The 26,415-nt window shown below is 61.5% G+C and carries 24 protein-coding genes and 1 pseudogene; 3 read left to right on the top strand and 22 right to left on the bottom strand.

What is annotated here, in order from left to right:
* Positions 1-7 precede the first annotated feature (7 nt).
* From ACQ4W4_RS18785 to ppsA, 3 genes are all read right to left on the bottom strand, one after another.
* The gene (locus ACQ4W4_RS18785) at positions 8-424 is read right to left on the bottom strand and encodes an NfeD family protein (protein ID WP_436543262.1); all 417 of its coding nucleotides are present in this window, start codon (positions 422-424) and stop codon (positions 8-10) included.
* A 176-nt stretch (positions 425-600) separates the two neighbouring features.
* Positions 601-1,098 (bottom strand): Dps family protein, encoded by a 498-nt coding sequence (locus ACQ4W4_RS18780; RefSeq protein WP_034752224.1) that lies wholly within the window; start codon positions 1,096-1,098, stop codon positions 601-603.
* Between the two features lie 146 nt (positions 1,099-1,244).
* Positions 1,245-3,677: a phosphoenolpyruvate synthase gene (ppsA, locus tag ACQ4W4_RS18775; protein WP_034752367.1), complete on the bottom strand. Its 2,433-nt coding sequence runs from the start codon at positions 3,675-3,677 to the stop codon at positions 1,245-1,247.
* A gap of 152 nt (positions 3,678-3,829) precedes the next feature.
* Between ppsA and ppsR the strand changes: the two genes are divergently transcribed.
* Positions 3,830-4,678 (top strand): posphoenolpyruvate synthetase regulatory kinase/phosphorylase PpsR, encoded by an 849-nt coding sequence (gene ppsR / locus ACQ4W4_RS18770; RefSeq protein ID WP_070288024.1) that lies wholly within the window; start codon positions 3,830-3,832, stop codon positions 4,676-4,678.
* 112 nt (positions 4,679-4,790) lie between these two features.
* Here ppsR and ACQ4W4_RS18765 read toward each other — a convergent pair whose 3' ends face one another.
* The 19 genes and pseudogenes from ACQ4W4_RS18765 to rpsB form a co-directional block, all read right to left on the bottom strand.
* A complete protein-coding gene (locus ACQ4W4_RS18765; protein ID WP_436543261.1) occupies positions 4,791-5,993 on the bottom strand; it encodes an aminotransferase class V-fold PLP-dependent enzyme in 1,203 nt (400 codons plus the stop codon).
* A gap of 11 nt (positions 5,994-6,004) precedes the next feature.
* Positions 6,005-6,790 carry a TrmH family RNA methyltransferase gene (locus ACQ4W4_RS18760; protein WP_436543260.1) on the bottom strand — a complete coding sequence of 262 codons (786 nt, stop codon included), beginning with the start codon at positions 6,788-6,790 and terminating at the stop codon, positions 6,005-6,007.
* Positions 6,787-7,425, bottom strand: a complete 639-nt coding sequence (gene rnhB / locus ACQ4W4_RS18755) for a ribonuclease HII (protein WP_436543259.1) — start codon at positions 7,423-7,425, stop codon at positions 6,787-6,789. The genes ACQ4W4_RS18760 and rnhB overlap by 4 nt, the downstream gene beginning before the upstream one ends.
* A gap of 44 nt (positions 7,426-7,469) precedes the next feature.
* The gene (gene lpxB, locus ACQ4W4_RS18750) at positions 7,470-8,654 is read right to left on the bottom strand and encodes a lipid-A-disaccharide synthase (RefSeq protein WP_436543258.1); all 1,185 of its coding nucleotides are present in this window, start codon (positions 8,652-8,654) and stop codon (positions 7,470-7,472) included.
* The gene (gene lpxA / locus ACQ4W4_RS18745) at positions 8,638-9,429 is read right to left on the bottom strand and encodes an acyl-ACP--UDP-N-acetylglucosamine O-acyltransferase (protein ID WP_436543257.1); all 792 of its coding nucleotides are present in this window, start codon (positions 9,427-9,429) and stop codon (positions 8,638-8,640) included. The genes lpxB and lpxA overlap by 17 nt, the downstream gene beginning before the upstream one ends.
* Complete coding sequence (fabZ, locus tag ACQ4W4_RS18740; RefSeq protein ID WP_436543256.1) at positions 9,429-9,923, bottom strand: 3-hydroxyacyl-ACP dehydratase FabZ; 495 nt, start codon at positions 9,921-9,923, stop codon at positions 9,429-9,431. The genes lpxA and fabZ (ACQ4W4_RS18740) overlap by 1 nt, the downstream gene beginning before the upstream one ends.
* Positions 9,920-10,072, bottom strand: a pseudogene (locus ACQ4W4_RS18735) (UDP-3-O-(3-hydroxymyristoyl)glucosamine N-acyltransferase); the annotation flags it as partial. The pseudogene ACQ4W4_RS18735 and the gene fabZ (ACQ4W4_RS18740), both read right to left, overlap by 4 nt.
* Before the next feature lie 111 nt (positions 10,073-10,183).
* The gene (gene fabZ / locus ACQ4W4_RS18730) at positions 10,184-10,663 is read right to left on the bottom strand and encodes a 3-hydroxyacyl-ACP dehydratase FabZ (RefSeq protein ID WP_436543255.1); all 480 of its coding nucleotides are present in this window, start codon (positions 10,661-10,663) and stop codon (positions 10,184-10,186) included.
* On the bottom strand, positions 10,660-11,715 hold the full coding sequence (gene lpxD, locus ACQ4W4_RS18725; protein ID WP_436543254.1) for a UDP-3-O-(3-hydroxymyristoyl)glucosamine N-acyltransferase: 1,056 nt from the start codon (positions 11,713-11,715) through the stop codon (positions 10,660-10,662). Before lpxD ends, fabZ (ACQ4W4_RS18730) begins: the two co-directional genes overlap by 4 nt.
* A gap of 149 nt (positions 11,716-11,864) precedes the next feature.
* Positions 11,865-12,383: an OmpH/Skp family outer membrane protein gene (locus ACQ4W4_RS18720; protein ID WP_046684967.1), complete on the bottom strand. Its 519-nt coding sequence runs from the start codon at positions 12,381-12,383 to the stop codon at positions 11,865-11,867.
* A 51-nt stretch (positions 12,384-12,434) separates the two neighbouring features.
* Entirely contained in the window at positions 12,435-14,771 is a 2,337-nt protein-coding gene (gene bamA, locus ACQ4W4_RS18715) for an outer membrane protein assembly factor BamA (RefSeq protein WP_436543253.1), read from the bottom strand.
* An 83-nt stretch (positions 14,772-14,854) separates the two neighbouring features.
* A complete protein-coding gene (gene rseP / locus ACQ4W4_RS18710) occupies positions 14,855-16,216 on the bottom strand; it encodes an RIP metalloprotease RseP (RefSeq protein ID WP_436543252.1) in 1,362 nt (453 codons plus the stop codon).
* Entirely contained in the window at positions 16,213-17,397 is a 1,185-nt protein-coding gene (ispC, locus tag ACQ4W4_RS18705) for a 1-deoxy-D-xylulose-5-phosphate reductoisomerase (RefSeq protein WP_436543251.1), read from the bottom strand. The genes rseP and ispC overlap by 4 nt, the downstream gene beginning before the upstream one ends.
* 8 nt (positions 17,398-17,405) lie before the next feature.
* Positions 17,406-18,239, bottom strand: coding sequence for a phosphatidate cytidylyltransferase (locus ACQ4W4_RS18700; protein ID WP_152252664.1), 834 nt, complete (start codon positions 18,237-18,239; stop codon positions 17,406-17,408).
* Positions 18,239-19,006, bottom strand: a complete 768-nt coding sequence (gene uppS, locus ACQ4W4_RS18695) for a polyprenyl diphosphate synthase (RefSeq protein ID WP_436543250.1) — start codon at positions 19,004-19,006, stop codon at positions 18,239-18,241. Before uppS ends, ACQ4W4_RS18700 begins: the two co-directional genes overlap by 1 nt.
* A 100-nt stretch (positions 19,007-19,106) precedes the next feature.
* On the bottom strand, positions 19,107-19,667 hold the full coding sequence (gene frr / locus ACQ4W4_RS18690; RefSeq protein ID WP_436543249.1) for a ribosome recycling factor: 561 nt from the start codon (positions 19,665-19,667) through the stop codon (positions 19,107-19,109).
* A gap of 187 nt (positions 19,668-19,854) precedes the next feature.
* Positions 19,855-20,571, bottom strand: a complete 717-nt coding sequence (gene pyrH / locus ACQ4W4_RS18685; protein WP_034752258.1) for a UMP kinase — start codon at positions 20,569-20,571, stop codon at positions 19,855-19,857.
* 148 nt (positions 20,572-20,719) lie between these two features.
* Complete coding sequence (gene tsf / locus ACQ4W4_RS18680; protein WP_152252662.1) at positions 20,720-21,631, bottom strand: translation elongation factor Ts; 912 nt, start codon at positions 21,629-21,631, stop codon at positions 20,720-20,722.
* Positions 21,632-21,789: 158 nt separating this feature from the next.
* On the bottom strand, positions 21,790-22,542 hold the full coding sequence (rpsB, locus tag ACQ4W4_RS18675) for a 30S ribosomal protein S2 (protein WP_010397614.1): 753 nt from the start codon (positions 22,540-22,542) through the stop codon (positions 21,790-21,792).
* A 400-nt stretch (positions 22,543-22,942) separates the two neighbouring features.
* Between rpsB and map the strand changes: the two genes are divergently transcribed.
* Positions 22,943-23,755, top strand: a complete 813-nt coding sequence (map, locus tag ACQ4W4_RS18670; RefSeq protein WP_070221576.1) for a type I methionyl aminopeptidase — start codon at positions 22,943-22,945, stop codon at positions 23,753-23,755.
* A gap of 55 nt (positions 23,756-23,810) precedes the next feature.
* Complete coding sequence (locus ACQ4W4_RS18665; protein ID WP_436543248.1) at positions 23,811-26,378, top strand: [protein-PII] uridylyltransferase; 2,568 nt, start codon at positions 23,811-23,813, stop codon at positions 26,376-26,378.
* Positions 26,379-26,415 lie beyond the last annotated feature (37 nt).

Below are 26,415 nucleotides of genomic sequence, written 5' to 3'. Positions count from 1 at the left end.
CTCCAGGTTATCCAACAATCAAACGGCTGCCACGCACGGCGCGTATGGTGTAATGACCGGCCTGCGTATCGCTGCCGGGAATCAGTTCCACATCCCACAAGGCGCCGCGATACATGACGCGCGCCGCGCCATCGACCCAGTGCGCGACCGTCACGCTTTGGCCGATATCGAGATTCACATTCGGATCCTGCGCCGCATCGCGCCGCGCGGCCTTGCCAAAACGGCTGCGCCGCAATAACAGCGTAGCCGCCACGCCGACAATGGCGGCCGTCAGGGCCTGCCAGCTGCCATTTCCGCCCGCCAGCGCCACCAATCCTCCGGCACTGATGCCGATAGCGATCATCAGCAGATAAAACGTGCCCGTAAACAGCTCCAGGATCAATACCGCGCCAGCCGCGACAAACCAGCCCACCCATTCAGCCATGATGCCTCCATCCTTGTGAATCCAAAATAAAAAACCCCGCAGCCTATATAAGCGACGGGGTTTAATGCGCTGTACTGCCTGATATTATTCTTGCCAAACACCTATATACAAGCAGTCTAACGCAATTCCGGATGGCGTCAATAGCCAGCGGCGAATTAGCGCCGCCGGCCCGGCGTTTATTCCTCCAGCAGGCTGCGCAGCATCCACGCCGTCTTCTCATGCAAATCGAGGCGCTGCGTGATCAGGTCGGCCGTCGGCTGGTCATTGGCTTTCTCCAGCAGCGGGAACAAACGGCGCGCCGTGCGCGCGGTCGCTTCCTGCGCCGACACCAGGTGGCTGACCATGTCCAGCGCCGGCGGCACGCCGTCGATTTCCTTGATCGAGGCCAGCTTGACGAATTCCTTGTAGGTGCCCGGTGCCGGATAGCCGAGGGCGCGGATACGCTCGGCGATCAGGTCCAGCGCGGCCCACTGCTCCGTGTATTGCGTCATGAACATCAGGTGCAGGGTGTTGAACATCGGCCCCTTGACGTTCCAGTGAAAATTATGGGTCATCAGGTACAAGGTGTAGCTGTCGGCCAGCAGGCCGGACAGGCCTTCCGCAATTTTCGCGCGGTCCGCCTCGGAAATGCCGATGTCGATCTTTGCCACTTTGCTCGGTTTCTTGCTTGCCATGTGAACTCCCGTTTCAATGTATTGGTGGAATCATTTTAGCTGATCTGACGCAATCCCATCGGATACTGCCGTGCGCTCCACGGCAGGCATAAAAAAACCCGCTGCCGGATGAGCGGCAGCGGGTTTTCAGAGGGCGGTAAAGCTGCTTACGCTTTCAGCGCAGCGAGCTTTTGCCAGGTGTCGATCACCGAGTCCGGATTCAGGGACATCGATTCGATGCCCTGCTCCATCAGCCAGACGGCGAAGTCCGGATGGTCGGAAGGCCCCTGGCCGCAGATGCCGATGTACTTGCCGCGTGCCAGGCAAGCCTTGATGGCCAGGGCCAGCAGGGCTTTCACGGCGGGATCGCGCTCGTCGAAGTCGGCGGCCAGCAATTCCATGCCGGAATCGCGGTCCAGGCCCAGGGTCAGCTGGGTCAGGTCGTTCGAACCGATCGAGAAGCCGTCGAAATGGTCGAGGAACTGGTCGGCCAGGATGGCGTTCGACGGCACTTCGCACATCATGATGACGCGCAGGTCGTTCTCGCCACGCTTCAAGCCGTTTTTCGCCAGCAGGTCGATAACTTTCTCGGCCTGGCCCAGGGTGCGCACGAATGGCACCATGATTTCCACGTTCGTCAGGCCCATGTCATTGCGCACGCGCTTCATCGCTTCGCATTCCATGTTGAACGCTTCGGAGAAGTCGGCCGACAGGTAGCGCGCCGCGCCGCGGAAGCCCAGCATCGGGTTTTCCTCGTCCGGCTCGTAGCGCGAACCGCCGATCAGCTTCTTGTACTCGTTCGACTTGAAGTCGGACAGGCGCACGATGACTTTCTTCGGCCAGAAGGCGGCGGCGATGGTGGCGATGCCTTCGGCCAGCTTGTCGATGTAGAACGCCTTCGGCGAAGCGTGGCCGCGCGCCACCGATTCCACGGCCTTTTTCAGGTCGGCATCGATGTTCGGATATTCCAGGATCGCGCGCGGATGCACACCGATATTGTTATTGATGATGAATTCCAGGCGCGCCAGGCCCACGCCCGCATTCGGCACGGACTGGAAGTCGAACGCCAGCTGCGGATTGCCCACGTTGAGCATGATCTTGGTGTCGAGCTTCGGCAATTCGCCGCGCGACACTTCCGATACTTCCGTTTCCAGCAAGCCGTCGTAGATCTTGCCTTCGTCGCCTTCCGAGCAGACCACGGTGACAAACGTGCCGTCCTTCAGCACGTCGGTCGCGTCGCCGCAGCCGACGACAGCCGGCACGCCCAGTTCACGGGCGATAATTGCAGCGTGGCAAGTACGGCCGCCACGGTTGGTGACGATGGCCGATGCGCGCTTCATGACCGGTTCCCAGTTCGGGTCCGTCATGTCGGCAACGAGCACGTCGCCTGGCTGCACGCGTTCCATGTCGGCCGGGTCGTGAATCACGCGCACGGGGCCGGCGCCGATCTTCTGGCCGATGGCGCGGCCGGACGTCAGCACGGTGCCCGTGCTTTTCAGCTTGAAGCGCTCCTGCACGTCGGTCGCCTTTTGCTGCGACTTGACGGTCTCGGGACGCGCCTGCAGGATGTACAGCTTGCCGTCACGGCCATCCTTGCCCCACTCGATGTCCATCGGACGGCCGTAGTGGTTCTCGATGATGACGGCGTATTTCGCCAGTTCCACCACTTCGCTGTCGTTCAGCGAGTAGCGGTTGCGCATTTCGACTGGCACGTCGACGGTTTTCACGGAACGGCCGGCTTTCGCTTCGTTCGTGAATTCCATCTTCAGCAGCTTCGAGCCGATATTGCGGCGGATCACAGGCGACTTGCCTTTTTCCAGCATCGGCTTGTGCACATAGAATTCGTCGGGGTTGACGGCGCCCTGCACCACGGTCTCACCCAGGCCATAGCTGGAAGTGACGAAGACCACGTCCTTGAAGCCCGACTCCGTATCGATGGTGAACATCACGCCGGCCGCGCCCAGGTCGGAACGCACCATGCGCTGCACGCCCGCCGACAAGGCCACTTCAGCGTGCGTAAAGCCCTTGTGCACGCGGTACGAAATGGCGCGGTCGTTGTACAGCGACGCGAATACCTGTTTCATGGCCTCGAGCACGTTGTCGATGCCCACCACGTTCAGGAAGGTTTCTTGCTGACCAGCAAAAGAGGCGTCCGGCAAGTCTTCAGCCGTGGCTGAGGAACGCACGGCAAACGACATTTCCGTGTCGGAATCGGCCACCAGCTTGGCGTAGAACTGGTCGATTTCAGCGGCCAGGCGCGGCTGGAACGGCGTTTCGACGATCCATTGACGGATCTCGGCGCCGGCTTGCGCCAGCGAGCGCACGTCATCGATGTTCAGCCCTTCGAGGCGCTGGGCGATGCGTTCGGCCAGCGGCAAGCCGCCGTTGGCGCTGTACGACAGGAAATCGCGGAATGCCTGCGCCGTGGTGGCAAAGCCACCGGGCACGCGCACGCCGGCTTCCGCCAGCTGGCTGATCATTTCGCCCAGGGAGGCGTTCTTGCCGCCGACGGATTCGACATCCGTCATGCGCAAATGCTCGAACGAGGCAACATACACCGCGTCCTTGTCTTCCTGCTGTTGCGATACTGCGTTGGTCATAATGACACCCTTACTGATGATAGAAATCTTTACGCGCGGCGCACAGACAGTCTTCTTGTTATTCTTGGCGTCGTGCAGCACAATCATACCGTTGCAGCCATTTTACCTTGTGCGGCGCAAATTGACGACGCACAATCTTGATCCGAAAACCCATGACACAAGAACCACGCCCTCCTCTGCCCTCCGCGGCCCGCACCGTCTTCTTCGTTTCCGACGGCACCGGCATCACCGCCGAGACGTTCGGCCACTCGGTGCTGACGCAGTTCGATTTGCGCTTCCGCCAGATCCGACTGCCCTTCATCGACACCATGGACAAGGCCTATGATGCGGCGCGCAAGATCAACGAAGCCTTTGCCGCCGATGGCCAGCGCCCGATCATTTTCTCCACCCTCGTGAAGAACGACCTGTCGGCCGTGATCCGCAAGTCCAGCGGCATGCACATGGACCTGATCCAGACCTTCGTCGCCCCGCTGGAGCAGGAGCTGGGCGTGATGTCGACCCATACCATCGGGCGCTCGCACAACATCGTCGACAGCGAGGAATACAAGAACCGCATCGAGGCGATCAACTATTCGCTGGCGCACGACGATGGGCAGTCGCACAAGAACCTGTCCTCGGCCGATGTCATTCTGGTGGGTGTTTCGCGCTCTGGCAAGACCCCGACCAGCCTGTATCTGGCCATGCAATACGGTATCAAGGCGGCCAATTATCCGCTGATTCCCGACGATTTCGAGCGCGACAAGCTGCCATCGGCCCTGCTGGAATTTAAGAATAAAATTTTCGGATTGAGCATTACGCCCGAACGTTTGTCGGAAATACGCAACGAAAGACGCGCCGGAAGCAAGTATGCGGCCATCGAGAATTGCCGTTACGAGGTCAACGAGGCGGAAAAGATGATGAAACGCGAGGGTATCCGCTGGCTGTCGTCGACCACCAAGTCGATCGAAGAGATCTCCACGACGATCCTGCAAGAGATCAAGCCGAACCGGCGCGAATACTAGAACACCTGACCAAACCTGCTGCGCGTCGGCATAGGCGGCTTGCGATGCTCACCGTACTAGAAGTACGGTCGCGCTTCTCGGCCACCGCTCCCTTCCGCTCGCGACGGTTTTGTCAGGCGTTCGTTTCTCTGGATAGTGCCGTCAAGGCCGCCACCAGCCGGTCCAGCTCAGCAGTGGTGGTGGTGATGGCCACCGTGGCGCGCACGACGTCGGTATCGCCGATATTGCGCTCCACCGTGAAGATGCCAAAGCGCTGCAGCAAGGCTTGCTGCAGCGCGCGTGCGTCCATGCCGTCGACGGCAAAGGCGACCAGCGCCGTGCCGCGGCTGGCATCGAGCGGCGACAGAATCCGCACGCCGGGCAGTTGCGCGGCGCGGCTGACCCAGTAATCTCGCAGCCAGGCCAGGCGCTCCCTCTTGGCCGGCGTGCCGCCCAGGCACGCATGGAAGTCCAATGCGGCGGGTGCGGCCAGGATGGCGCCGATCGGCGGCATGCCCATGTGCAGCCGGCCGCGGATATCATCCAATGGATAATCCTCGTCGCCCAAATGCGGTTCGATCTTGTGCAGCTGCGAGGCGCGGATATACACGACACCGAGTCCGGCCGGCGCCCCCAGCCATTTGTGCAGATTGAAACCGGCGAAATCGACGCCCATGGCCTGCACGTCCACGTCGACCTGCCCCAGCGCATGGGCGCTGTCGAGCAGCACGTCGATGCCGTGTGTGCGCGCCAGCGCCATGATTTCCCGCAGCGGCAGTTGCTGGCCATTGGCCGGCGTCACCTGCGACAGCAGCAGCAATTTGGGCTGGACGGCCTGGCGCATGGCTTGCGCGTAGCGGGCGACGATCTCGTCATCGCTGACGGGCAGGCGCAAGGTGACTGGCGTGCTGGTGACGCCACGGCGCTGCGCCAGCCAGCGCATGGCCGTGCGCATGGCCGGATAGTCGAGATTACTCCACAGCACGGTATCGCCGGGCGCCAGGCCGTGGTATTGCGCGATCAGCAGCTGCATCGACTCGGTGCCGCTGCGGGTCAGCAGGATCTCGTGCGGCTCGGCATGGATCAGTTCAGCGACGCGCCGGCGCAGGATATCCACATGCGTGCGCGTAAACTCGCCGCGCACGAAAGGACTCAGTTGCTCGTTGGTGTAGCGCACGGCCTGCTCGAAGGCCGCTTGCACGGGCGCGGCCATGGCGCCGAAATAGCCGTGTTCCAGATTGACGATGGCGTCCGGCGGCGCGGGATACAAGGCGGCAACCTGGCGCCACCAGGCTTCGTCACGTACGGCGCCGTCGGCGAGCGGAGGGAAAGACATGGCTACCCTGTTCAGGCCTGGCCCTGGCGCAGCTGCTCGAAGAAGCAGACGGCGGCGCAGGCGGCCACGTTCAGCGATTCGATCTGGCCCAGGTGGGGAATGACCACCTGGTGCGTGGCCATCGACAGCAGGTCGTCGGCGACGCCCTGCCCTTCATGGCCGAACAGCCAGGCGACGGGCTGGCGCAGGTCGACGTCGTACAGTCGCTGCGTGGCGTAGCCGCTGGTGGCGAGGGTCGCCACCTTGGCATTCGATACGAGTGCCGCCAGGTCGACGTTTTCAAAGATGTCGAGCACGAAGTGCGCGCCCATCGCCGCGCGCAGCACCTTGGGCGACCAGCAGAAGGCCGTACCGGCGCTGCAGTAAACCTGCGTGATGCCGGCGGCGGCCGCGCTGCGCAGGATGGAGCCCACATTGCCCGGGTCTTGCAGGTTATCGAGCAGCACGGCCGACACGCCCAGAGGCTGCGTGACGGCCCGTTCCGGCGTCTCGACGAGGAACATCACGCCCACGCCATGTTCGACCTGGCTCACCGCGTTGTACAGCGCGTCGGGCAAGCCCAGTACATGCGCGCGCCGGCTTTCCAGCTGGCCGACGATGTCCATCACTTCCGGATTGCGCAAGGCGCTTTCGCTGACGATGCACTGCTCCGGCATGCCGCGCAACTGCAGGTACGACTGACACAGGTGCACGCCATCGAGCAAGGTGCGGCCCGACTTGCGGCGCGCCTGCGAACTGCCCGCCAGCTTCAATAAATCCTTGTATTGCGCGTTGTCGCGCGAGGTAATCGTCTTCATGCCGCCACCTCCTGCCCGCCAAACAGCGCGATCACGTTGCGCACGGGCGCGAACGAGCGGCGGTGCACGGGCGAGGCGCCGTGCAGGTGCAGGCGTTCCAGGTGCAATTTCGTGCCGTAGCCCTTGTGCTGGTCGAAGCAGTACTCCGGGTAAGCCGCATGCAGGTGCACGAGGGCCGCGTCGCGCGCCGTCTTGGCCAGGATCGAGGCGGCGGAAATCGAATCGACCTTGTCGTCGCCGCCAACGATGGCCATGCCGCGTATCGGCATCACCGGGCAGCGGTTGCCGTCGATCAGTGCCAGGGTCGGCACGGTCGCCAGCGCCTCGACGGCGCGGCGCATGGCCAGCATCGACGCCTGCAGAATGTTCAGGCGGTCGATCTCTTCTTCCGACGCTTCGGCGATGGCCCAGGCCAGGGCCTTGGCCTTGATTTGCGGCGCCAGCAAGTCGCGCCTGGCTTCGCTGAGTTTTTTCGAATCGCGCAAGCCGTCGATAGGCTGGTTCGGGTCGAGGATCACGGCGGCGGCGAACACGGGGCCGGCCAGCGGACCGCGGCCTGCCTCGTCGACGCCGCAGATGATTTCATCGAGCGAGAATGGCAAGTCGTCAAACAGGCCGGGATAGATATTTTTCACGTTGAATCTTTGGTTGGTACAGCGGTTGAAGCGGTAATCTGAATTTACTTGCGGTGCGCGGCAATGACCTGCATGACGGCGTTGGCGCTCTCGCGCGCGCTGTCGCGCAGCAGGCTGTGGTGCATGTCCGTGAAGCGCTGCACCAGGCGCAAACGGCCCGGCACGTCGCTCAGCTGCTTCCACATCGCGTCCGCCAGCGCCTCGGGGCTGGCCGCATTCTGCAGCAGCTCGGGCACCACGTAATCGCGCGCCAGGATGTTCGGCAAGCCTATCCACGGCTGGTAACCCATGTGACGCATGATTTCCCACGAGGCGCGCATCATCTTGTAGGCGATGACCATCGGTTTCTTGTACAGCGCCACTTCCAGCGAAGCCGTGCCCGACGCCACCAGCACCGCATCGGCGGCGCAGATGGCCGTGTGCGAGCCGCCATCGGTAAGCAGGATTTCGACGTCCTGCAAGCCCGCTTCCGCAATCAGCTGCAAAAAGTACTGGCGCTGTTTTTCGCCGGCCATGGGCGCGACGAAACGCAAGGAGCGGTCGCGCGCCAGCAGCAGCTTGCAAGCGGTCACGAACGCCACCGTATTGTATTTGAGTTCGCCCATGCGGCTGCCCGGCATCAGGGTCACGACATTCGCGTCTTCCGGCAAGCCCAGGACACGGCGCGCGGCCGCCTCGTCGGGCTGCAGGGGGATCATCTCTGCCAGCGGATGGCCGACATAGGTGACGGGTACGCCCGCCTTGCGGTAGATCTCTTCCTCGAACGGGAAGATCACCAGCATGTGCGAGACGGCCTTGATGATTTTCTTGATGCGTCCACCGCGCCAGGCCCAGATCTGCGGGCCGATGTAATGCACGGTGGGGATGCCGCCTTCCTTGAGCTGCTGCTCGAGGCCCAGGTTAAAACCCGGATAGTCGGCGCCGATGAAGACGGCGGGACGCTCCGCCAGCAGCTGGTCGCGCAGCGCGTTCTGGATGCCCTTGATCTCGCGGTAGCGGGGAATGATTTCGAACAGGCCGCGCACGGTCAGCTTGTCGAGCGGCCAGTCGGACACAAAACCCTGCCTGGCCATGTGCTCGCCGCCGATGCCGTGGAAGCGCGTGCCGGGCAGCTGCGGCACGAGGCCGGACAGCAGCCGGCTGGCCAGCAGGTCGCCCGACACCTCGCCGGCGACGATGGCGACGTTGGCGACCGGCAGGCCGCTGGCCTGGTCAGCGGACGATGCCACGCGACGCGACGCCAAGGAATTCGCGCATGGCGCGAATGTGTTGCGCCACCTCGGGCGAGGAAGCCTGCTCTTCTTCGAACAGGGCCGCCTTGGATTCCTCCAGCGTCAGTCCCGAGCGGTAGATGAGTTTATACGCGGTGCGGATGCCGTTGATCTGCTCGCGCGTAAAGCCGCGGCGTTTCAAGCCCTCGATATTGACGCCATGCGCCTGCGCCGGATTGCCGTTCAGGAGCACGAAAGGCGGCACGTCCTGCGTCAGGCTGGTGCTCATGCCGACGAAGGCGTGCGCGCCGATCTTGCAGAACTGGTGCACATTGGCGAAACCGCTCATGATGACCCAGTCGCCGATCTCCACGTGGCCCGCCAGTTGCGCGTTGTTCGAAAAGATGGTGTTGTTGCCCACCAGGCAGTCGTGCGCCAGGTGGACATACGCCGAAATCCAGTTGTCGTTGCCCAGGCGCGTCACGCCGCCGCCTTGCACGGTACCCGTGTTGAAGGTGCAGAACTCGCGGATGGTGTTGCGGTCGCCGATTTCCAGGCGCGTCGCCTCGCCGGCCCATTTCTTATCCTGCGGCTGCGCGCCGATGGAGGAAAACTGGAACAGGTGGTTGTCGCTGCCGATCGTCGTATGGCCGTCGATAACCACGTGCGGGCCGACCCTGGTGCCGGCGCCGATGCGCACGTGCGGACCGATGATGGTGTACGGACCCACCTCGACCGAGCTGTCTAGCTCGGCCTTCGGATCGATCACTGCCGTGGAGTGGATGGCCGCCATCACTGCACCGCTGGCTGGCTCGCAGACTGGCTCGCATCCTGCGCGCTGCGGATGGTGCACATCAGTTCCGCTTCCAGCGCCACTTTGCCATCGACCGAGCCGACCGCCTTGTATTTCCAAATGCCGCGCGAGACGCGCAGGATTTCCACATCCATCTTCAGCTGGTCGCCCGGTTCGACAGGACGCTTGAAACGCGCATTGTCGATACCGACGAAGTACACCACCGAATTCTCGTCCGGTTTCACGCCCATCGACAGGAACGACAGCAAGGCCGCCGTCTGCGCCAGCGCTTCGATCATCAGCACGCCGGGCATGACCGGCTTGTGCGGGAAGTGGCCCTGGAAGAACTCTTCATTGACCGTCACGTTCTTGATGGCGGTGATGGTCTTGTTCGCTTCCCAGTCCAGCACGCGGTCAACCAGCAACAGCGGGTAGCGGTGCGGCAGCAGCGATTTGATGGCGAGGATGTCGAGGGTCTTTTTTTCAATAGTCATTTTTCGTCTTGCGTGGTCAGTGTTTTAATTGTTTTTTCAAGCGCGCGGATCTTCTCGCGCATGCTTGACAGGTTGCGCACGATGGCGGCGCTCTTTTGCCAGTCTGCGTTCTTGGCCAGCGGATAAAAACCCGTGTACTGGACCGGTTGCGCGTGATACGCACGTGCGGACCGATACTGGTGTACGGTCCCACCTAGACCGAACTGTCGAGCTCAGCTTTCGGATCAATCACTGGCGTAGTGTGGATGACCGCCATATTACTACTCCGCTGGCTGGCTCGCATCCCGCGCGCTGCGGATGGTGCACATGATTTCCGCTTCCAGCGCCACCGTGCCGTCGACCGAGCCAACTGCCTTGTATTTCCAGAGGCCGCGCGACACGCGCAGGATTTCCACGTCCATCTTCAATTGGTCGCCAGGTTCGACGGGACGCTTGAAGCGCGCATTGTCGATGCCGACAAGGTACACCACCGAATTCTCATCCGGTTTGACGCCCATCGTCAGGAACGACAGCAAGGCCGCCGTCTGCGCCAGCGCTTCGATCATCAGCACGCCGGGCATGACCGGCTTGTGCGGGAAATGGCCCTGGAAGAACTCCTCATTGACCGTCACGTTCTTGATGGCGGTGATGAATTTGTTCGCTTCCCAGTCCAGCACGCGGTCAACCAGCAGCAGCGGATAGCGGTGCGGCAGCAGCGATTTGATGGCGAGGATGTCGAGAGGCTTTTTCTCAGTAGTCATTTTTCGTCTTGCGTGGTCAGTGTCTTAAGTGTTTTTTCAAGCGCACGGATCTTCTCGCGCATGCTTGACAGGTTGCGCACGATGGCGGCGCTCTTTTCCCAGTCGGCGTTCTTGGCCAGCGGATAAAAACCCGTGTACTGGCCCGGCTCCGCGATCGAGCGCGAGACCATGCTGCCCGAACCCACGTGGACGCGGTCGGCAATGGTCAGGTGGCCCAGCACCATGGCGGCGCCGCCGAAGGTGCAGTACTTGCCGATGACGGCGCTGCCGGCCACGCCGACACAGCCGGCCATGGCCGTGTGCGCGCCGATGTGGCAGTTGTGGCCGATCTGGATCTGGTTATCGAGCTTGACGCCGTCTTCGATGATGGTGTCGGCCAGTGCGCCGCGGTCGATGGTGGTGTTGGCGCCGATGTCGACATCGTCACCGATCACCACCCTGCCCGTCTGCGGAATCTTGATATACACGCCGCCTTCGTTGGCGAAGCCGAATCCGTCGGTGCCGATCACGGCGCCCGAATGGATGATGCCGCGCTGGCCGATCACGCAGCGCGCGTGGAAGGTCACGTTGGCGAACAGCTGGGTACCGGCGCCGATGACGGCGTCGCGCCCCACCACGCAGCCGGGACCGATGACGCAGCCGGCGCCAATCACGGCGCCCGCTTCGATCACCGCGTGCACGCCGACGGAGGCGCTGGCGTCAACCTGCGCGCTGGCGTCGACAAAGGCGCCCGGATGGATGCCGATTGGCGCCTTGATCTCGTGCAGGGCGGCGAAATACTGCGCCGCGCGCGCGAAATACACATAGGGATTCGGGGTGACGATGCGCGCGCCGGCGTAGTCGCCGCCGATCAGCGCATCGTCGGCCGGCGTGAGGATCAGCGCGGCGGCGCCGCTCTGGGCCGCCTGTGCGCGGAATTTGCTATTGCTGAGAAAGCTGATGTGCGAAGCGCCGGCGTCGGCCAGCGGTGCGATACCTGACACTTCCAGGTTCGGATCGCCCGCCAACTGCCCGCCGAAGCGTTCGACCAATTCTCCTAGTCGAGTGCCCATCTTTTACCTTTATAAGAACGCCTGACTATGCCTACTGCGCGGCGCGATTTGCGGTCTCCGATGCTCACTGTGCTCCAGCACAGCTCCGCTTCTCAACCACAACTCACATCCGCTCGCCACGGCACTGTCAGGCGTAAAAACTATTACAGTTACTTGTCCAGCGCCTTCAATACCTTGTCGGTAATGTCGATGCGCGGGCTGGCCCACAGGGCTTCCTGCAGCACGATGTCATATCCTTCGATATGCGCCATCTGCTGGATGATGGTGTTGGCCTTTTCCGCGATGGCGCTGCGCTCTTCATTCGTGCGCTGGCTCAGGTCTTCGCGGAACTCGCGCTGGCGACGCTGCAGCTCCTTGTCCAGCTCGAAAAACTCGCGCTGGCGCTTGGCGCGCTCCGCCTCGCTCAGGGTCGGCATGTCCTTTTCCAGTGCTTCGTTGGCCACCTTGAAGCGGGCAGCCAGTTCCTGCACGGCTTTTTCGCGCGAGCGGAACTCTTCGGCCAGCTTGGCGCTGGCCAGTTTGGCCAGCCTCGATTCGTTATAAATACGTTCGCTGCTGATCCAGGCGATCTTCGACTCCTGAGCCTGCGCCTGCACCGGCAACAGCGAACTCCAGCACAATGCGATCACGGCAAGGGTCTTGGGCAGGGTAGCGGATGCGGTGTTCATGATACTCCATGGTCAAAAAGTAAAAGCTGTCGCCCCCGTTCAGATGGCCGGTTAGAAACCGGTGCCCATCTGGAACTGGAAGCGCTCCAGGCGGTCCGTCGGCTTGGCGTTCAGCGGCTTGGCGTAGCTCAGCTTGAGCGGGCCCACCGGTGAAATCCAGCTGATGCCCAAGCCAGCAGAATAGCGCAATTGCGAGATCCGCATTTTTTCGCCTTCCTGGTAGACCTGGCCGCCGTCAAGGAAACCGAACCAGCGCAAGCTGCGGTCATTGCCCGAACCGGGGAATGGCATCTGCAGTTCCGCGTTACCGATCAGGCGCGAAGCGCCGCCCAAGGCATCGTTGGTGCTCGGTTCGACCGCGCCCAGCGAGGAACTCAGGTAGCCGCGCACCGAACCGATGCCGCCGCCGTAGAAGTTCTTGAAGACCGGATACACGTGCTTGCCGATACCGTGGCCGTAATCGATCTCGCCCTTCAGCGCCAGGGTGACCTTGCTGAACAGCGGACGGAAATACTGGTGCTCATAAATGGCACGGAAGTACTTCTGGTCGCCGATCAGGTCAGCCTCGAGGTTGACGCGCTGGTAGCGGCCGATCGATGGCGTCAGGGCGCTGTCGCGGCTGTCGCGCTGCCAGGCCGCCGTCAGCGGGATGGAATTCGTGGTGGCCGAACCGATACCGTCGGACGGGCCGCCATTGTCGATCACATACTGCTTGAAGCGGATCGGGCTGGTGATGTCGGTTTCGATGCGCGAGCGCTCGGCGCCGATGCCGAAGAAGACGGTGTCGACTTCCGAGAACGGCACGCCGAAACTGACGCGGCCACCGGTCTGCTTGATCTTGTAGCTGCCGATGTTCAGCGCCGGCGGTTCCGTCGTGCGCAGGTAGACTTCGAAGCTGCGCGAAATGCCGTCGTCCGTGAAGTACGGATTGGTTTGCGAAAACGCGATCGTGCGGCTGTAATGGCTGGTATTGAGTTCAATGCCGACCGTGTTGCCGCTACCGGCGAAGTTGGCCTGCGAAATCGATGCCGACAGGGTGAACTTCTCCGATTGCGAGAAGGCGCCGCCGATCAGGAAGTTACCGGTCGGTTTTTCCACCACCGTCACGTTGACGTCGACCTGATCGGTCGTGCCCTGCGCTTCCGGCGTGTCGATGGTCACGTCCTTGAAGTAGCCGAGGCGGTCGACACGGTCGCGCGACAGCTTGATCTTGTTGCTGTCGTACCAGGACGATTCGAACTGGCGGAATTCGCGGCGGATGACTTCATCGCGCGTGGTGGTGTTGCCGGCGATATTCATGTGGCGCACGTAGACGCGCTTGCCCGGATCGATGAAGAAGGTGAAACCGACTTCATGCTTTTCGCGGTTGATTTCGGGATTGGCGTTGACGTTGGCAAAGGCATAGCCGAACGTGGCCAGGCGGTCCTGGATGCGCTTGTTCGTCGCCGTCAGGCGCGCGCCCGAGTAGATGTCGCCTTCGCGCATCAGGTTCAGCGCTTTGAGCTCTTCTTCGCGGCCGAACATCTCGCCTTCGAACTTGGTGCCGGCGATCTTGTACTTCTCGCCTTCGGTGATGTTGATCGTCAGGTAGATGTCTTTTTTATCGGGCGTGATCGACACTTGCGTCGAATCGACCTGCATCTCGATATAGCCGCGGTCCAGATAGTAGGACTTGAGCGCTTCGATGTCGCCCGTCAGCTTGGTCTTCGAATACTGGTCGGCCTTGGTGTACCAGCTGAACCAGCCGCCCGTGTTCAGGGCCAGCTGCTCGCGCAGTTCCTTGTCCGTGAAGGCCTTGTTGCCGACGATGTTGATCTGCTTGATGCGGGCCACGTCGCCCTCGTCGACGGCGAACACCACGTTGACGCGGTTGCGCTCGATCGGCGTGACCGTGGTGGTGATCTTCACGCCGTACAGGCCATGCGACAGGTACTGACGCTTGAGTTCCTGTTCCGCGCGGTCGACGGACGCCTTGTCGAAAATCTTGGCTTCACCGACGCCGATTTCCTTCAGCGCCTTGACCAGCACGTCCTTTTCAAATTCCTTGGTACCGGTAAATTGCACGCTCGCGATGGCTGGTCGTTCCTCGACCAGCACCACCAGCACGTCGCCATCGGCTTCCAGGCGCACATCCTTGAACATGCCCGTCGCATACAGGGCCTTGATGGCGGCAACGCTCTTCTCGTCGGAGAACGTTTCGCCGACCCGCACCGGCAGGTACGCAAAGACGGTGCCCGCTTCAGTACGCTGGATCCCTTCGACCCGGATGTCCTTGACAGTAAATGGCTGGACGGCCAGCGCGTGACCGGAACAGATGGCCATGACGGCGGCGCCGATCAGGCTGCGGCGAAAGGAAGGCAAGGCAAAACGAGCAGAATGTAATTTCATTGGGGTTATTCAATGGGTAAATCAATGGACAACATACACAAAAGATTGCTTGTGCGACTCACGCAATGGCATCAACCAGCGTCCTAATTCAGCAATCGCAACACGTCATTAAAGACGGCAAGCACCATCAAGGTCAGCAACAAACCTATCCCCAGGCGCTGGGCAATCTCGCCTACGCGCTCCGGCAAGGGGCGTCCGGTCAAAACTTCCAGCGAATAATACAGCAAATGCCCGCCATCCAGAACAGGAATGGGTAGCAAATTCATCACGCCCAGACTGATACTGATGAAGGCGATGAAGCCCAGGTAGCTTACCAGGCCGATGCGCGCCGTCTGGCCCGCGTAATCGGCGATGGTAATGGGCCCCGTCACATTCTTCAGAGAAACCTGGCCGGTAATCATTTTGCCCAGCATTTTCAGGCTCATGACACTGGTATCCCAGACCTTGGCGGACGCCTTGCCCACGGCAGAGAACGGTCCGGAGGCCACGGTGATCATATCCGGCACCTGTCCCAGCTTTGCCTGTATCTTACCAACTGTTACAGCTCCCTCTGCCCCGGCGCCCGGCACGGCGTCCGGCGTAATGGGCAAGGTCAGGTCCTGGCCCTGGCGCAGGAGCCGCAATTGCAAGGTGCGGCCCGGCGCCTGGCTCAGGGTGGCGATGACGGCCGCCACCTCGTGCACGGGCTGTTCGTCGATGGCGAGAATTTCATCGCCCTTTTGCAGGCCGGCGCGCGCGGCGGCGCCATCGGGCATGATTTCCATCAAGGTGGGCGCGGAACGGGCCAGGGTCAAACCCAGCTTGCCCAGCACGTCGCCTTCCAGGTCCGCCTCCGTCAGGCTGGCCGTCGGCAAGGTCGCTTCCTGCTGGCCACGGTCAGGACGGCGCACTTCGATGCGCGCCGGCTGCTTGTCGAGGGTAGCCTGGATCAGCTCCCAGCGCAGCTCGGACCAGCTGGCCACGGGCTTGCCATTGACGGCTTCAACGGTATCACCGCTGCGCAAGCCGGCCGCATAGGCGGCAGTCTGTTCGGCCACGGGACCGAGCTTGCTCGACGGCTCTTCGATGCCATGCATGAACAGGCCCGCGTACAGCACGATGGCGACAAGAAAATTGGCCAGCGGGCCGGCGGCGACGATGGCGATGCGGCGCCACACGCTCTGGCGCGTGAATTCGCGGCGCAATTCGCTTTCCGGCAAGTCGCTGAGGTCTTGCGCGCGGCTGTCGAGCATGCTGACATAGCCGCCCAGCGGCAGCGCGGAAATCGCCCATTCCGTCTGATCCTTGCCAAACTTGCGCGAATACACCACTTTCCCCATGCCGATCGAGAAGCGCAGCACCTTCACGCCGCACCAGCGCGCCACCAGGTAGTGACCGAGCTCGTGCAAGGTGATCAGTGAACCGAGCGCGACGATAAAGGCCAGCAAGGTGGTGATGAGCGTCATGCGGCCAGCCTTTGCGCGATATACGCTTGCGCGGCCGCTCTGGCCAGGCGGTCCTGCTCCATCACGGCTTCGATGCTCGAAGCGGCGCCATGCGGCACCGTCTCGATCACGTGCGCGATGACTCTGTCGATCTGGCGGAAGCCAATCTGTTCGTCAAGAAACGCTTGCACGGCCACCTCATTGGCCGCATTGAGCAAAGCCGGTGCCGTGCCGCCCGCGCGCAAGGCGTCGAAGGCCAGCGCCAGGCAGGGGAAACGGCGGAAATCGGGACGTTCGAACTGCAGGGTGGCCACTTGGGCCAGGTCCAGCTGCGCCACGCCGGAAGCGATGCGCTGCGGATACGCCAGCGCATGCGCGATCGGCGTACGCATGTCCGGATTGCCCAGCTGGGCCAGCACGGAACCGTCGATGTACGAGACCATCGAATGGATCACGCTTTGCGGGTGGATCAGCACCTCGATCTGCTCGGCCGGCGCGCCGAACAGCCAGTGCGCCTCGATCACTTCCAGGCCCTTGTTCATCATGGTGGCCGAATCGACGGAAATCTTGCGGCCCATGGCCCAGGTCGGATGCTTGCACGCCTGGTCCGGCGTGACCGTGTCGAGCGTCTCGACGTCGCGCGTAAGGAAAGGGCCGCCGGAAGCCGTCAGCACGATTTTCGCCACGCCCGCCGCGCCTGGCGCGCGGCCATGGGCGTGCGGCATGCACTGGAAGATGGCGTTGTGTTCGCTGTCGATGGGCAGCAGCACCGCGCCGTTGTCATGCACGGCATCGATGAACAGCTGGCCCGACATGACCAGCGCTTCTTTATTGGCCAGCAATACTTTCTTGCCGGCACGCGCTGCCGCCAGGGTGGGCGCCAGGCCGGCCGCGCCGACGATGGCCGCCATCACGCCCGTCACCTGCGGCGCGCTGGCGATGGCGCACAGGGCTTCCTCGCCATACTCGACTTGCGTATCGACGCCCTGCCCGCGCAGCAAGCGCGTCAGTTCAAGGGCGGCGTCCGCCGTGGCGACGACGGCGCGCCGGGGCCGGAATTGCAGGCACTGCGCGGCCAGTTCGGCCACGCGGCTGTGGGCGCTCAGCGCATACACGCTGTATTGTTCGGGATGACGCGCGAGCACGTCCAGGGTGGACACGCCGATCGAGCCGGTCGCGCCAAGAATGGTGATGTATTGCATGAGTTTCCTTAAAGCCAGCTGGCCACGAGGGCGGCAAATGGCAGGACCGGGATCAGCGCATCGATACGGTCGAGTACACCGCCATGGCCGGGCAGCAGGTTGCTGCTGTCCTTGATGCCGGCGCGGCGCTTCAGCTGGGATTCGAACAGGTCGCCGACGATGCTGGCCGCGACGATCAGCAGCAGCACCAGCAAGGCCACCAGCCAGCCGCGGCGCAATTGCAGCTGCACGGCGAAGGTGTCTTGCAAGACCGGCAGCGATGGCGCGGCCACGATGGTGATGGCGGCGATGACCAGCACGGCGATGCCGCCGCCGATGGCGCCTTCCCAGGATTTACCTGGTGAAATACTTGGCGCCAGCTTGCGCTTGCCGAACGCCTTGCCCGAGAAATAGGCGCCGATATCGGCGATCCACACGAGGGCCATGACGGACAGCAGGTACAAAGGGCTATGCAGGAACAGGGCGATGATGGCGACGAAGCAGCCGACGATGGTCACCGGGTACACAAGGCTGAGCAAGGTATTGCCCAGGCCTTCGGTAGGCGGCAAGCCGGTTGCCAGCGAAGGCACGAAGCGGATCAGCCAGATGGCCACGCACAGGGCGAACCAGAAATTGAGCTGCGCCATGCCGTTGCCGACAAAAAACGTATACGCGAAGGCGGCAGTCCAGACGGCGGCGATCAGCAGCGCCTGGCGATTTTTGAAGATGCGGAAGCTTTCCCACACGGCGGCGCCGAAGAACGCCGTGGCGATCACGGCGAAGGCGGGGAAATAATTCAGATACAGAACCGGCAGCAAGACCGCCAAGAGGACCAGGGCGGTGATTATCCGTGTTTTCAGCATCAGTTTGTCTTTTCAGTTAATTGCGCGCTGGTACGGCCAAAGCGCCGTTCGCGCTGCTGGTAAGACGCGATTGCCGCGTCGAGGCACTCGGCATTGAAGTCGGGCCAGAAAGTTTCGGTGAAAAACAACTCAGTGTACGCCAGTTGCCACAGGAGGAAATTGGAAATGCGCTGCTCGCCGCCCGTGCGGATGAACAGATCGGGCTCGGGTGCGTAAGCCATGGCCAGGTGCGGCGCCAGCTGCTCTTCCGTGTAAGCGTGTCCGGCAGGCTGCCCCTCGGCGGGCGCCTCGGCCGTCATTTTGTTGACTGCCTGCATGATGTCCCAGCGGCCGCCGTAGTTGGCGCAGATGGACACCGTCAGGCGCGTGTTGTTCGCCGTCTTGCGCTCCGCATTGGCGATCAGAGTTTGCAGTTCGTCGTTGAAGCGCGACAAGTCGCCCACCACCTTCAGGCGGATGTCGTTCGCATGCATCTTGACCACTTCGCGTTCCAGCATCGTGACGAACAGGCGCATCAGCATCGACACCTCTTCTTCCGGGCGGCGCCAGTTTTCCGAGCTGAAAGCAAACAGGGTCAGGTATTCGACGCCGCGCTCGATACAAGCCTCGACGATGCCGCGCACGGCGTCCGCGCCCTTGACGTGGCCAGCCACACGCGGCAGGAAGCGCTTGGTTGCCCAGCGACCATTGCCATCCATAATGATTGCCACATGGCGCGGCACCGTGCCCACTTCAGGTACTGCCGTTGTCGAACTCGAATAGATCATGAAAACACGAATACCAAAAAATAAAAGATAACTATTATGCTCCAAATAGCACTGCCCGGAAAAGCCGTGCTTTCCCGGGCAGCGCCAAAAGGACTGAAAACTAGACGGTCAGCACTTCTTTTTCTTTATCGACAACCATCTTGTCGATGTCGGCAATAAACTTGTCCGTCAGCTTCTGCACTTCTTCCGACGAGCGGCGCTCATCGTCCTCGGAGCAGGCTTTTTCCTTGACCAGTTTCTTCAGCGACTCGTTCGCATCGCGGCGAATATTACGCACGGCAATCTTCGCGTCTTCGGCTTCGCTCTTGACCAGCTTGACCATTTCCTTGCGGCGCTCTTCCGTCAGCGGCGGCGTCGGAACGCGGATCAGGTCGCCCTGTGCCGAAGGATTCAAGCCCAGGTCGGCGTCACGGATGGCTTTTTCGATGGTGTTGGCCATCTTTTTTTCGTACGGCTGCACGCCGATGGTGCGCGCGTCGATCAGGGTCACGTTGGCAACCTGGGTCAGCGCCGTCGGCGAACCGTAGTAATCGACCATCACGTGGTCCAGGATACCCGTATGGGCGCGGCCGGTACGCACTTTGGCCAGGTCGGCCTTCAGTGTTTCCAGCGACTTCGTCATGCGTTCCTGGGTGTTCTTTTTAACGTCAGCTAAGGACATACGCCCTCCTTTATCTTGATAATAAATGGGTATTACAATTATTCACTTGCCGTGTAAATGTTCGCGCAGCCGGGAGTGCCGAAAACCGCTCAGGGCGAGGCGCAGAACCGAAGACGCTACGAATAGTACATAACGTGGATCAGGCGCTGCAACCCAGCCATGGCGGTTTCTCGGCGCTCCGCTTCCCTTATACGTGCACCAGGGTGCCTTCATCTTCGCCCATGATGACGCGCATCAGCGCGCCTGGCTTGGTGATCGAAAACACCTTGATCGGCAGTTTCTGGTCGCGGCACAGGGCGAATGCGGTGGCATCCATCACTTGCAGGTGCTTGGCGATGGCGTCGTCGAACGTAATCGTGTGGAACAGGGTGGCGTTCGGATCCTTCTTCGGATCGGCCGTGTAGACACCGTCGACCTTGGTGGCCTTCAGGACGATCTCGGCGCTGATCTCGGAACCGCGCAGGGCCGCTGCCGTGTCGGTGGTGAAGAACGGATTGCCGGTACCGGCGGCAAAGACGACCACCTTGCCTTCTTCCAGGTATTGCAGGGCTTTCGGGCGGACGTACGGCTCGACCACTTGTTCGATGCCGATGGCCGACATGACGCGCGCGGTAATGCCGACATGGCGCATGGCATCGGCCAGGGCCAGTGCATTCATCACCGTGGCAAGCATGCCCATGTAGTCGGCGGTGGCGCGGTCCATGCCTTGCGCACCAGGCGCGACGCCGCGGAAGATATTGCCGCCGCCAATCACGATTGCCAGTTCCACACCCAACTTTGCCACCTCGGCCACATCGGCCACCATGCGCTCGATCGTGGCGCGGTTGATGCCGTAGGGATCATCGCCCATCAGGGCTTCGCCGGACAACTTGAGGAGGACGCGCTTGTAGGCTGGTTTTGACATGAGCTGGGGCTCCATAAATGAGGTTATTCGAGTATGACATGGCGCAGCGCCTTGCAGCGCCGGATAGGCGGGAGGCAGCTGCCCATGCCGCCGCCCGGCACGACAGGTGCGGGCGGGCCAAAAAAACGGGCCTCTCGGCCCGCTTTACTTACGCTCCCTGGGAGGCAGCCATCTGTGCTGCGACTTCTGCTGCGAAGTCGTCCTGCTTCTTCTCGATGCCCTCGCCCACTACGTACATGGCGAAACCTTTGACGGTGGTGTTAGCCGCCTTCAGCATTTGCTCAACCGACAGCTTGTCGTTTTTCACGAAAGCTTGGTTCAGCAGGGAAACTTCTTTCAGGAACTTCTGTACGGAACCTTCCAGGCGCTTGGCCAGGATTTCCGGCGATTGCGCTGGCTTGCCTTCGGCGGCCGCTTTGGCTGCGTCTTCTTCGGCTTTCAGTTGTGCAACCGAACGCTCTTTTTCGATCAGTTCCGCTGGCACTTCGTTCGACGACAGCGACACTGGCTTCATGGCGGCGATGTGCATGGCCACGTCTTTGCCCACTTGCTCATCGGCGCCGTCGAATTCGACGATCACGCCGATGCGCGAACCGTGCAGGTACGAAGCCAGCTTGGCGCTGGTTTCGAAACGCTGGAAGCGGCGGATGGTCATGTTTTCGCCGATCTTGCCGATCAGGGCGGCGCGCACGTCTTCCAGGGTCTTGCCATCGAGTGGCAGGGCCAGCAAGGCAGCAACGTCAGCCGGGTTGTGTTCCGCTACCAGACGGGCAGCGTTGTTGGCCAGTGCCAGGAAATCGTCGTTTTTCGCAACGAAGTCGGTTTCCGAGTTCACTTCGACCAGGGCGCCTACGCCATTGGCGATGTAGGTTGCCACGACGCCTTCAGCGGTGATGCGTGCCGATGCTTTCGATGCCTTGCCGCCCAGTTTGACGCGCAGGATCTCTTCCGCACGCGCCATGTCGCCTTCGGCTTCGGTCAGTGCTTTTTTGCATTCCATCATTGGTGCGTCGGTTTTGCCGCGCAATTCGCCTACCATCGCTGCTGTAATCGCTGCCATGTGTTTCTCCTGATTCGGTGAGTCGATAGTCGCGGCCGGGCATGCATGCCTCGCCAGCGGTCACTATCGTTTTTTTGTTAAAAAAAAGGGGGAGCTGCTGCCACCCCTTTTCCCTTACTGCTGTGCTTACAAACGGCTATCCTGCGATAGCCTGGCCATTAAGCCTGTTCGTTAACTTCGACGAATTCGTCGCCAGCGGCTGCTTTAACCATTTCAACAACTTCGTTACCGGCAGCTGCACGGCCTTCGATGATTGCGTCAGCAACACCGCGAGCGTACAACATGATGGCTTTCGAGGAGTCATCGTTACCTGGGATCACGAAGTTCACGCCTTCTGGGGAGTGGTTGGTATCGACAACGCCGATGACCGGGATACCCAGTTTAGCTGCTTCGGTGATCGCACCTTTGTGGTAGCCGACGTCGACGACGAAGATTGCGTCAGGAATGCCGCCCATGTCCTTGATGCCGCCGATCGATTTTTGCAGCTTGATCATTTCGCGGGAGAACATCAGCGCTTCTTTTTTCGACAGCTTCTCGATCGAACCGTCTTCGATCATCACTTCCATGTCTTTCAGACGCTTGATCGAGGTTTTGATCGTTTTGAAGTTGGTCAGCATGCCGCCCAACCAACGTTGATCAACGAAAGGCACGCCAGCGCGTTGTGCTTCAGCAGCGATGATTTCGCGAGCTTGACGCTTGGTGCCAACCATCAGGATGGTGCCACGGTTTGCAGCCAGTTGACGCACGTGCTTCATTGCGTCCTGGTACATCGCCATGGTTTTTTCCAGGTTGATGATGTGGATCTTGTTGCGATGGCCGAAGATGAACGGTGCCATTTTTGGATTCCAAAAACGGGTTTGGTGACCAAAGTGGACACCGGCTTCCAGCATTTCGCGCATTGTTACGGACATTATTAACTCCAGGGTTGGGTCTGGAATCCGATCAGTCACCATACAGGCACCCTTGTCGACCGGATTCGCGTGTTTATATAAATTAAAGACACTGTTTTACTGCATTGCTTAAAAGAGAATTCAAGCAACCCGGGATTCTACACTGAAATGCCTGCCGCATCAAGTCCGCACCGCAAATCGCGCGCCCTGCGGAAACAGCCGGCGCACCACGATGGTGCAAGGCGTGGCAGCGCCGCCTTTTCATCCGATTTCTCTCCACAAATCCCCTCCCGTCCATAGGAAGGAGGCGGCGGATTCAGAGCGCCTCGTTTATAATTTCGGCATATTTGCAGACTTTTCCCCGTACAGCAGGAATCGTCTGTGCTTTTCACCTGAATTCTTGCAGATTGCGAATTACACCATGTCTACCATCCGTATCAATACCGCCGCCGACATCGAAGGCATGCGCATTGCCGGCAAGCTCGGCGCCGAAGTGCTCGACTACATCACGCCTTTCGTCAAGGTCGGCGTCACGACGGGCGAACTCGATCGCCTGTGCCACGAATACATGGTCAACGTGCAAGGCACCATCCCCGCCCCGCTCAACTACTGCCCGCCCGGCTACACGCCCTATCCGAAAGCCATCTGCACCTCCGTCAACGACGTCATCTGCCATGGCATTCCCGGCGACAAGGTCCTGAAAAGCGGCGATTCCGTCAACCTCGACATCACCGTCATCAAGGATGGCTACCACGGCGACAACAGCCGCATGTTCCTCGTCGGCACGCCGACCATCCTGGCCAAGCGCCTGTCGGAAATCACCTATGAGTGCATGTGGCTGGGAATCGACCAGATCAAGCCGGGCGCCCACCTGGGCGATATCGGCCACGCCATCCAGCAGCATGCGGAAAAGGCCGGCTACAGCGTGGTGCGCGAATTCTGCGGCCACGGCATCGGCAAGGTCTTCCATGAAGAGCCGCAAGTCTTGCACTACGGCAAACCAGGCACCCTCGAGCGCCTGGAAGCGGGCATGATCTTCACCGTCGAGCCGATGATCAACTCGGGCCGCCGCGAAATCCGCGAAATGAACGATGGCTGGACCATCAAAACCAAGGACCGCAGCCTGTCGGCGCAATGGGAACACACGGTGCTGGTCACGGAAACGGGCTATGAAGTGCTGACCGTCTCGCCGGGCATGCCGCCGCCGCCCGCCTTTATCGGCAATAAAGCCTGATAAGCGTCATTAATCAAGCCTGCCCCCACCCGACCCACCGCCACCCAGGGCCCAGATGAAAAAGCAAGTTCGGGAACAGCTGAAACAGCAACTGAAAGCCGACCGCCAGGTCGTCATTGCGGCCTTCCAGGCCGACGGCAAGCCTGAAAAACTGCTGCGCAGCCTGCGCCACAGCGTCGATGGCGTGCTGGCGCGGGCCTGGCAGGAAGCGGGTTTGCCGCCAGGCACGGCCCTGGTGGGCGTGGGCGGCTATGGCCGGGGCGAGCTGTTTCCGTATTCCGACGTCGACCTGCTGATCCTGCTGCAACAGGCGCCGGACGCCGCCACGCAGGAAAAGCTCGAGGAACTGGTGCAACTGCTGTGGGACCTGGGCCTGGAAATCGGCCACAGCATCCGCACGGTCGATGAATGCCTGGTCGAATCGAAGGCCGACATCACCGTGCAAACGAGCTTGCTCGAAGCGCGCCTCGTGTGCGGCAACGCGGACCTGTTCGCGCAATTGCAGCAGCGCTATGACGCGGCCATGGACCCGCAGGCCTTCTTCCAGGCGAAAACGGCGGAAATGCGCCAGCGCCATGCCAAGTACGAAGACACGGCCTTCAGCCTGGAACCGAATTGCAAGGAAAGCCCGGGCGGCCTGCGCGACCTGCAGGTCATCCTGTGGGTCGCCAAGGCGGCCGGCCTGGCGAACTCGTGGCGCACGCTGGCCACGGGCGGCCTGATCACCCTGACGGAAGCGCGCCAGCTGATGGAAAAGGAGCGCGCCTTCAAGGATATCCGCGTGCGCCTGCATCTGCACGCGGGGCGGCGCGAAGACCGTCTCGTGTTCGACGTGCAGACGGCGATCGCCGAATCGCTGGGCCTGCAAGCGACGGGCAGCGGGCCGCACATGCGCCGCGCCAGCGAATTCCTCATGCAGCGCTACTACTGGGCCGCCAAGACGGTGACCCAGCTCAACACGATTTTGCTGCAAAACATCGAGGCGCGGCTATTCCCGCAGGACGACGTGGCCGTGCCCATCAACGAGCGCTTCAATGAAGTCAACAGCCTGATCGACATCAGCGCCGACGACACGTTCGAGCAATACCCGTCGGCCATGCTGGAAATCTTCGTCCTGATGACGGAGCGCCCGGCCCTGAAGGGCATGACCTCGCGCGCCACGCGGGCCCTGTGGCACGCGCGCTTCAAGATCGACGCCGCCTTCCGCCAGGATCCCGTCAACCGCGCCCTCTTCCTGCGCATCATGCAAGCCCCTGTCGGCATCATCCACGCGCTGCGGCGCATGAACGAGATGAGCATCCTGGGGCGCTACCTGCCGAATTTCCGCCGCATCGTGGGCCAGATGCAGCACGACCTGTTCCACGTGTACACGGTCGACCAGCACATTCTGATGGTGGTGCGCAACATGCGCCGTTTCACCATGAGCGAACACGCGCACGAATATCCGTTCTGCAGCCAGCTGATGGCCGATTTCTCGCAATCGTGGCTGCTGTACGTGGCGGCCCTGTTCCACGACATCGCCAAGGGCCGCGGCGGCGACCACTCGAAGCTGGGCGTGGCCGACGCCACCCAGTTCTGCCAGGACCACGGCTTGTGCACCGAGGACACGGAACTGGTGGCTTTCTTGGTGGAAAATCACCTGACCATGTCGCAAGTGGCGCAAAAGCAGGATTTGTCCGACCCCGACGTCATCGCCGCCTTTGCGAAAGTGGTCAAGGACGAGCGCCACCTGACGGGCTTGTACCTGCTGACGGTGGCCGACATCCGCGGCACCAGTCCGAAAGTGTGGAACGCCTGGAAGGGCAAGCTGCTGGAAGACCTGTACAAGATCACCCTGCGCGTGCTGGGCGGCGAGCCGCACACGGCCGACCGCGAGCTCAAAAACCGCCAGCAGGAAGCGCTGGCCACCCTGCGCCTGTACGGTTTGCCGCCGGACGCGCACCTGAAGCTGTGGCAACAGCTGGACGTGGCCTACTTCCTGCGCCACGACGCGTCCGACATCGCCTGGCAGACGCGCTCGCTGTATGACAAGCTCGAGAGCAAGTTGCCGGTGGTAAAATGCCGGTTGGCGCCCATCGGCGAAGGCTTGCAGGTGGCCGTGTATATTCCCGACCAGCCCGACCTGTTCGCGCGCATCTGCAGCTATTTCGACCGCAAGAATTTCAGCATCCTCGACGCGAAGATCCACACGACGAAAAACGGCTATGCGCTCGACACGTTCCTCGTCACGGAGCAGAATTTCGCCAAGAGCTACCGCGACATCATCAGCCTGATCGAGCATGAGCTGGGCGAACTGCTGCAGTCGCAAACGCCGCTGCCGCCGCCGGGCAAGGGACGGCTGTCGCGCCTGTCGCGCACCTTCCCCTTCCAGCCGACGGTGGATTTGCGACCCGACGAACGGGGCCAGTACTACCTGCTGTCGGTGGCGGCCAACGACCGCACGGGCCTGCTGTATGCGATCGCCAACGTGCTGACCAAGTACCGCATCAACTTGCACACGGCCAAGATCATGACACTGGGCGAGCGGGTCGAAGACGTCTTCCTCGTCGACGGTCCCGCGCTCAACAATGCCCGCAACCAGATATTGCTGGAAACCGATTTACTCGATGCGCTGAAAGTGTAAGCTTTCCGCGCAGCGCCTACCCTTACTGAAACTGAAA

Origin of the sequence: Janthinobacterium glycogeni, assembly GCF_051380725.1 — a bacterium.
Taxonomy (GTDB): Bacteria; Pseudomonadota; Gammaproteobacteria; order Burkholderiales; family Burkholderiaceae_D; genus Janthinobacterium.
This window is presented reverse-complemented; position numbering and strand designations above follow the sequence as displayed.

What these genes read in the sequence shown, in the direction of transcription:
- ACQ4W4_RS18785 (WP_436543262.1), bottom strand. Translation starts at nt 424, where the DNA reads ATGGCTGAATGGGTGGGCTGGTTTGTCGCGGCTGGCGCGGTATTGATC.
- ACQ4W4_RS18780 (WP_034752224.1), bottom strand. Translation starts at nt 1,098, where the DNA reads ATGGCAAGCAAGAAACCGAGCAAAGTGGCAAAGATCGACATCGGCATT.
- ppsA (WP_034752367.1), bottom strand. Translation starts at nt 3,677, where the DNA reads ATGACCAACGCAGTATCGCAACAGCAGGAAGACAAGGACGCGGTGTAT.
- ppsR (WP_070288024.1), top strand. Translation starts at nt 3,830, where the DNA reads ATGACACAAGAACCACGCCCTCCTCTGCCCTCCGCGGCCCGCACCGTC.
- ACQ4W4_RS18765 (WP_436543261.1), bottom strand. Translation starts at nt 5,993, where the DNA reads ATGTCTTTCCCTCCGCTCGCCGACGGCGCCGTACGTGACGAAGCCTGG.
- ACQ4W4_RS18760 (WP_436543260.1), bottom strand. Translation starts at nt 6,790, where the DNA reads ATGAAGACGATTACCTCGCGCGACAACGCGCAATACAAGGATTTATTG.
- lpxA (WP_436543257.1), bottom strand. Translation starts at nt 9,429, where the DNA reads ATGGCGGCCATCCACTCCACGGCAGTGATCGATCCGAAGGCCGAGCTA.
- fabZ (WP_436543256.1), bottom strand. Translation starts at nt 9,923, where the DNA reads ATGACTATTGAAAAAAAGACCCTCGACATCCTCGCCATCAAATCGCTG.
- fabZ (WP_436543255.1), bottom strand. Translation starts at nt 10,663, where the DNA reads ATGACTACTGAGAAAAAGCCTCTCGACATCCTCGCCATCAAATCGCTG.
- lpxD (WP_436543254.1), bottom strand. Translation starts at nt 11,715, where the DNA reads ATGGGCACTCGACTAGGAGAATTGGTCGAACGCTTCGGCGGGCAGTTG.
- ACQ4W4_RS18720 (WP_046684967.1), bottom strand. Translation starts at nt 12,383, where the DNA reads ATGAACACCGCATCCGCTACCCTGCCCAAGACCCTTGCCGTGATCGCA.
- bamA (WP_436543253.1), bottom strand. Translation starts at nt 14,771, where the DNA reads ATGAAATTACATTCTGCTCGTTTTGCCTTGCCTTCCTTTCGCCGCAGC.
- rseP (WP_436543252.1), bottom strand. Translation starts at nt 16,216, where the DNA reads ATGACGCTCATCACCACCTTGCTGGCCTTTATCGTCGCGCTCGGTTCA.
- ispC (WP_436543251.1), bottom strand. Translation starts at nt 17,397, where the DNA reads ATGCAATACATCACCATTCTTGGCGCGACCGGCTCGATCGGCGTGTCC.
- ACQ4W4_RS18700 (WP_152252664.1), bottom strand. Translation starts at nt 18,239, where the DNA reads ATGCTGAAAACACGGATAATCACCGCCCTGGTCCTCTTGGCGGTCTTG.
- uppS (WP_436543250.1), bottom strand. Translation starts at nt 19,006, where the DNA reads ATGATCTATTCGAGTTCGACAACGGCAGTACCTGAAGTGGGCACGGTG.
- frr (WP_436543249.1), bottom strand. Translation starts at nt 19,667, where the DNA reads ATGTCCTTAGCTGACGTTAAAAAGAACACCCAGGAACGCATGACGAAG.
- pyrH (WP_034752258.1), bottom strand. Translation starts at nt 20,571, where the DNA reads ATGTCAAAACCAGCCTACAAGCGCGTCCTCCTCAAGTTGTCCGGCGAA.
- tsf (WP_152252662.1), bottom strand. Translation starts at nt 21,631, where the DNA reads ATGGCAGCGATTACAGCAGCGATGGTAGGCGAATTGCGCGGCAAAACC.
- rpsB (WP_010397614.1), bottom strand. Translation starts at nt 22,542, where the DNA reads ATGTCCGTAACAATGCGCGAAATGCTGGAAGCCGGTGTCCACTTTGGT.
- map (WP_070221576.1), top strand. Translation starts at nt 22,943, where the DNA reads ATGTCTACCATCCGTATCAATACCGCCGCCGACATCGAAGGCATGCGC.
- ACQ4W4_RS18665 (WP_436543248.1), top strand. Translation starts at nt 23,811, where the DNA reads ATGAAAAAGCAAGTTCGGGAACAGCTGAAACAGCAACTGAAAGCCGAC.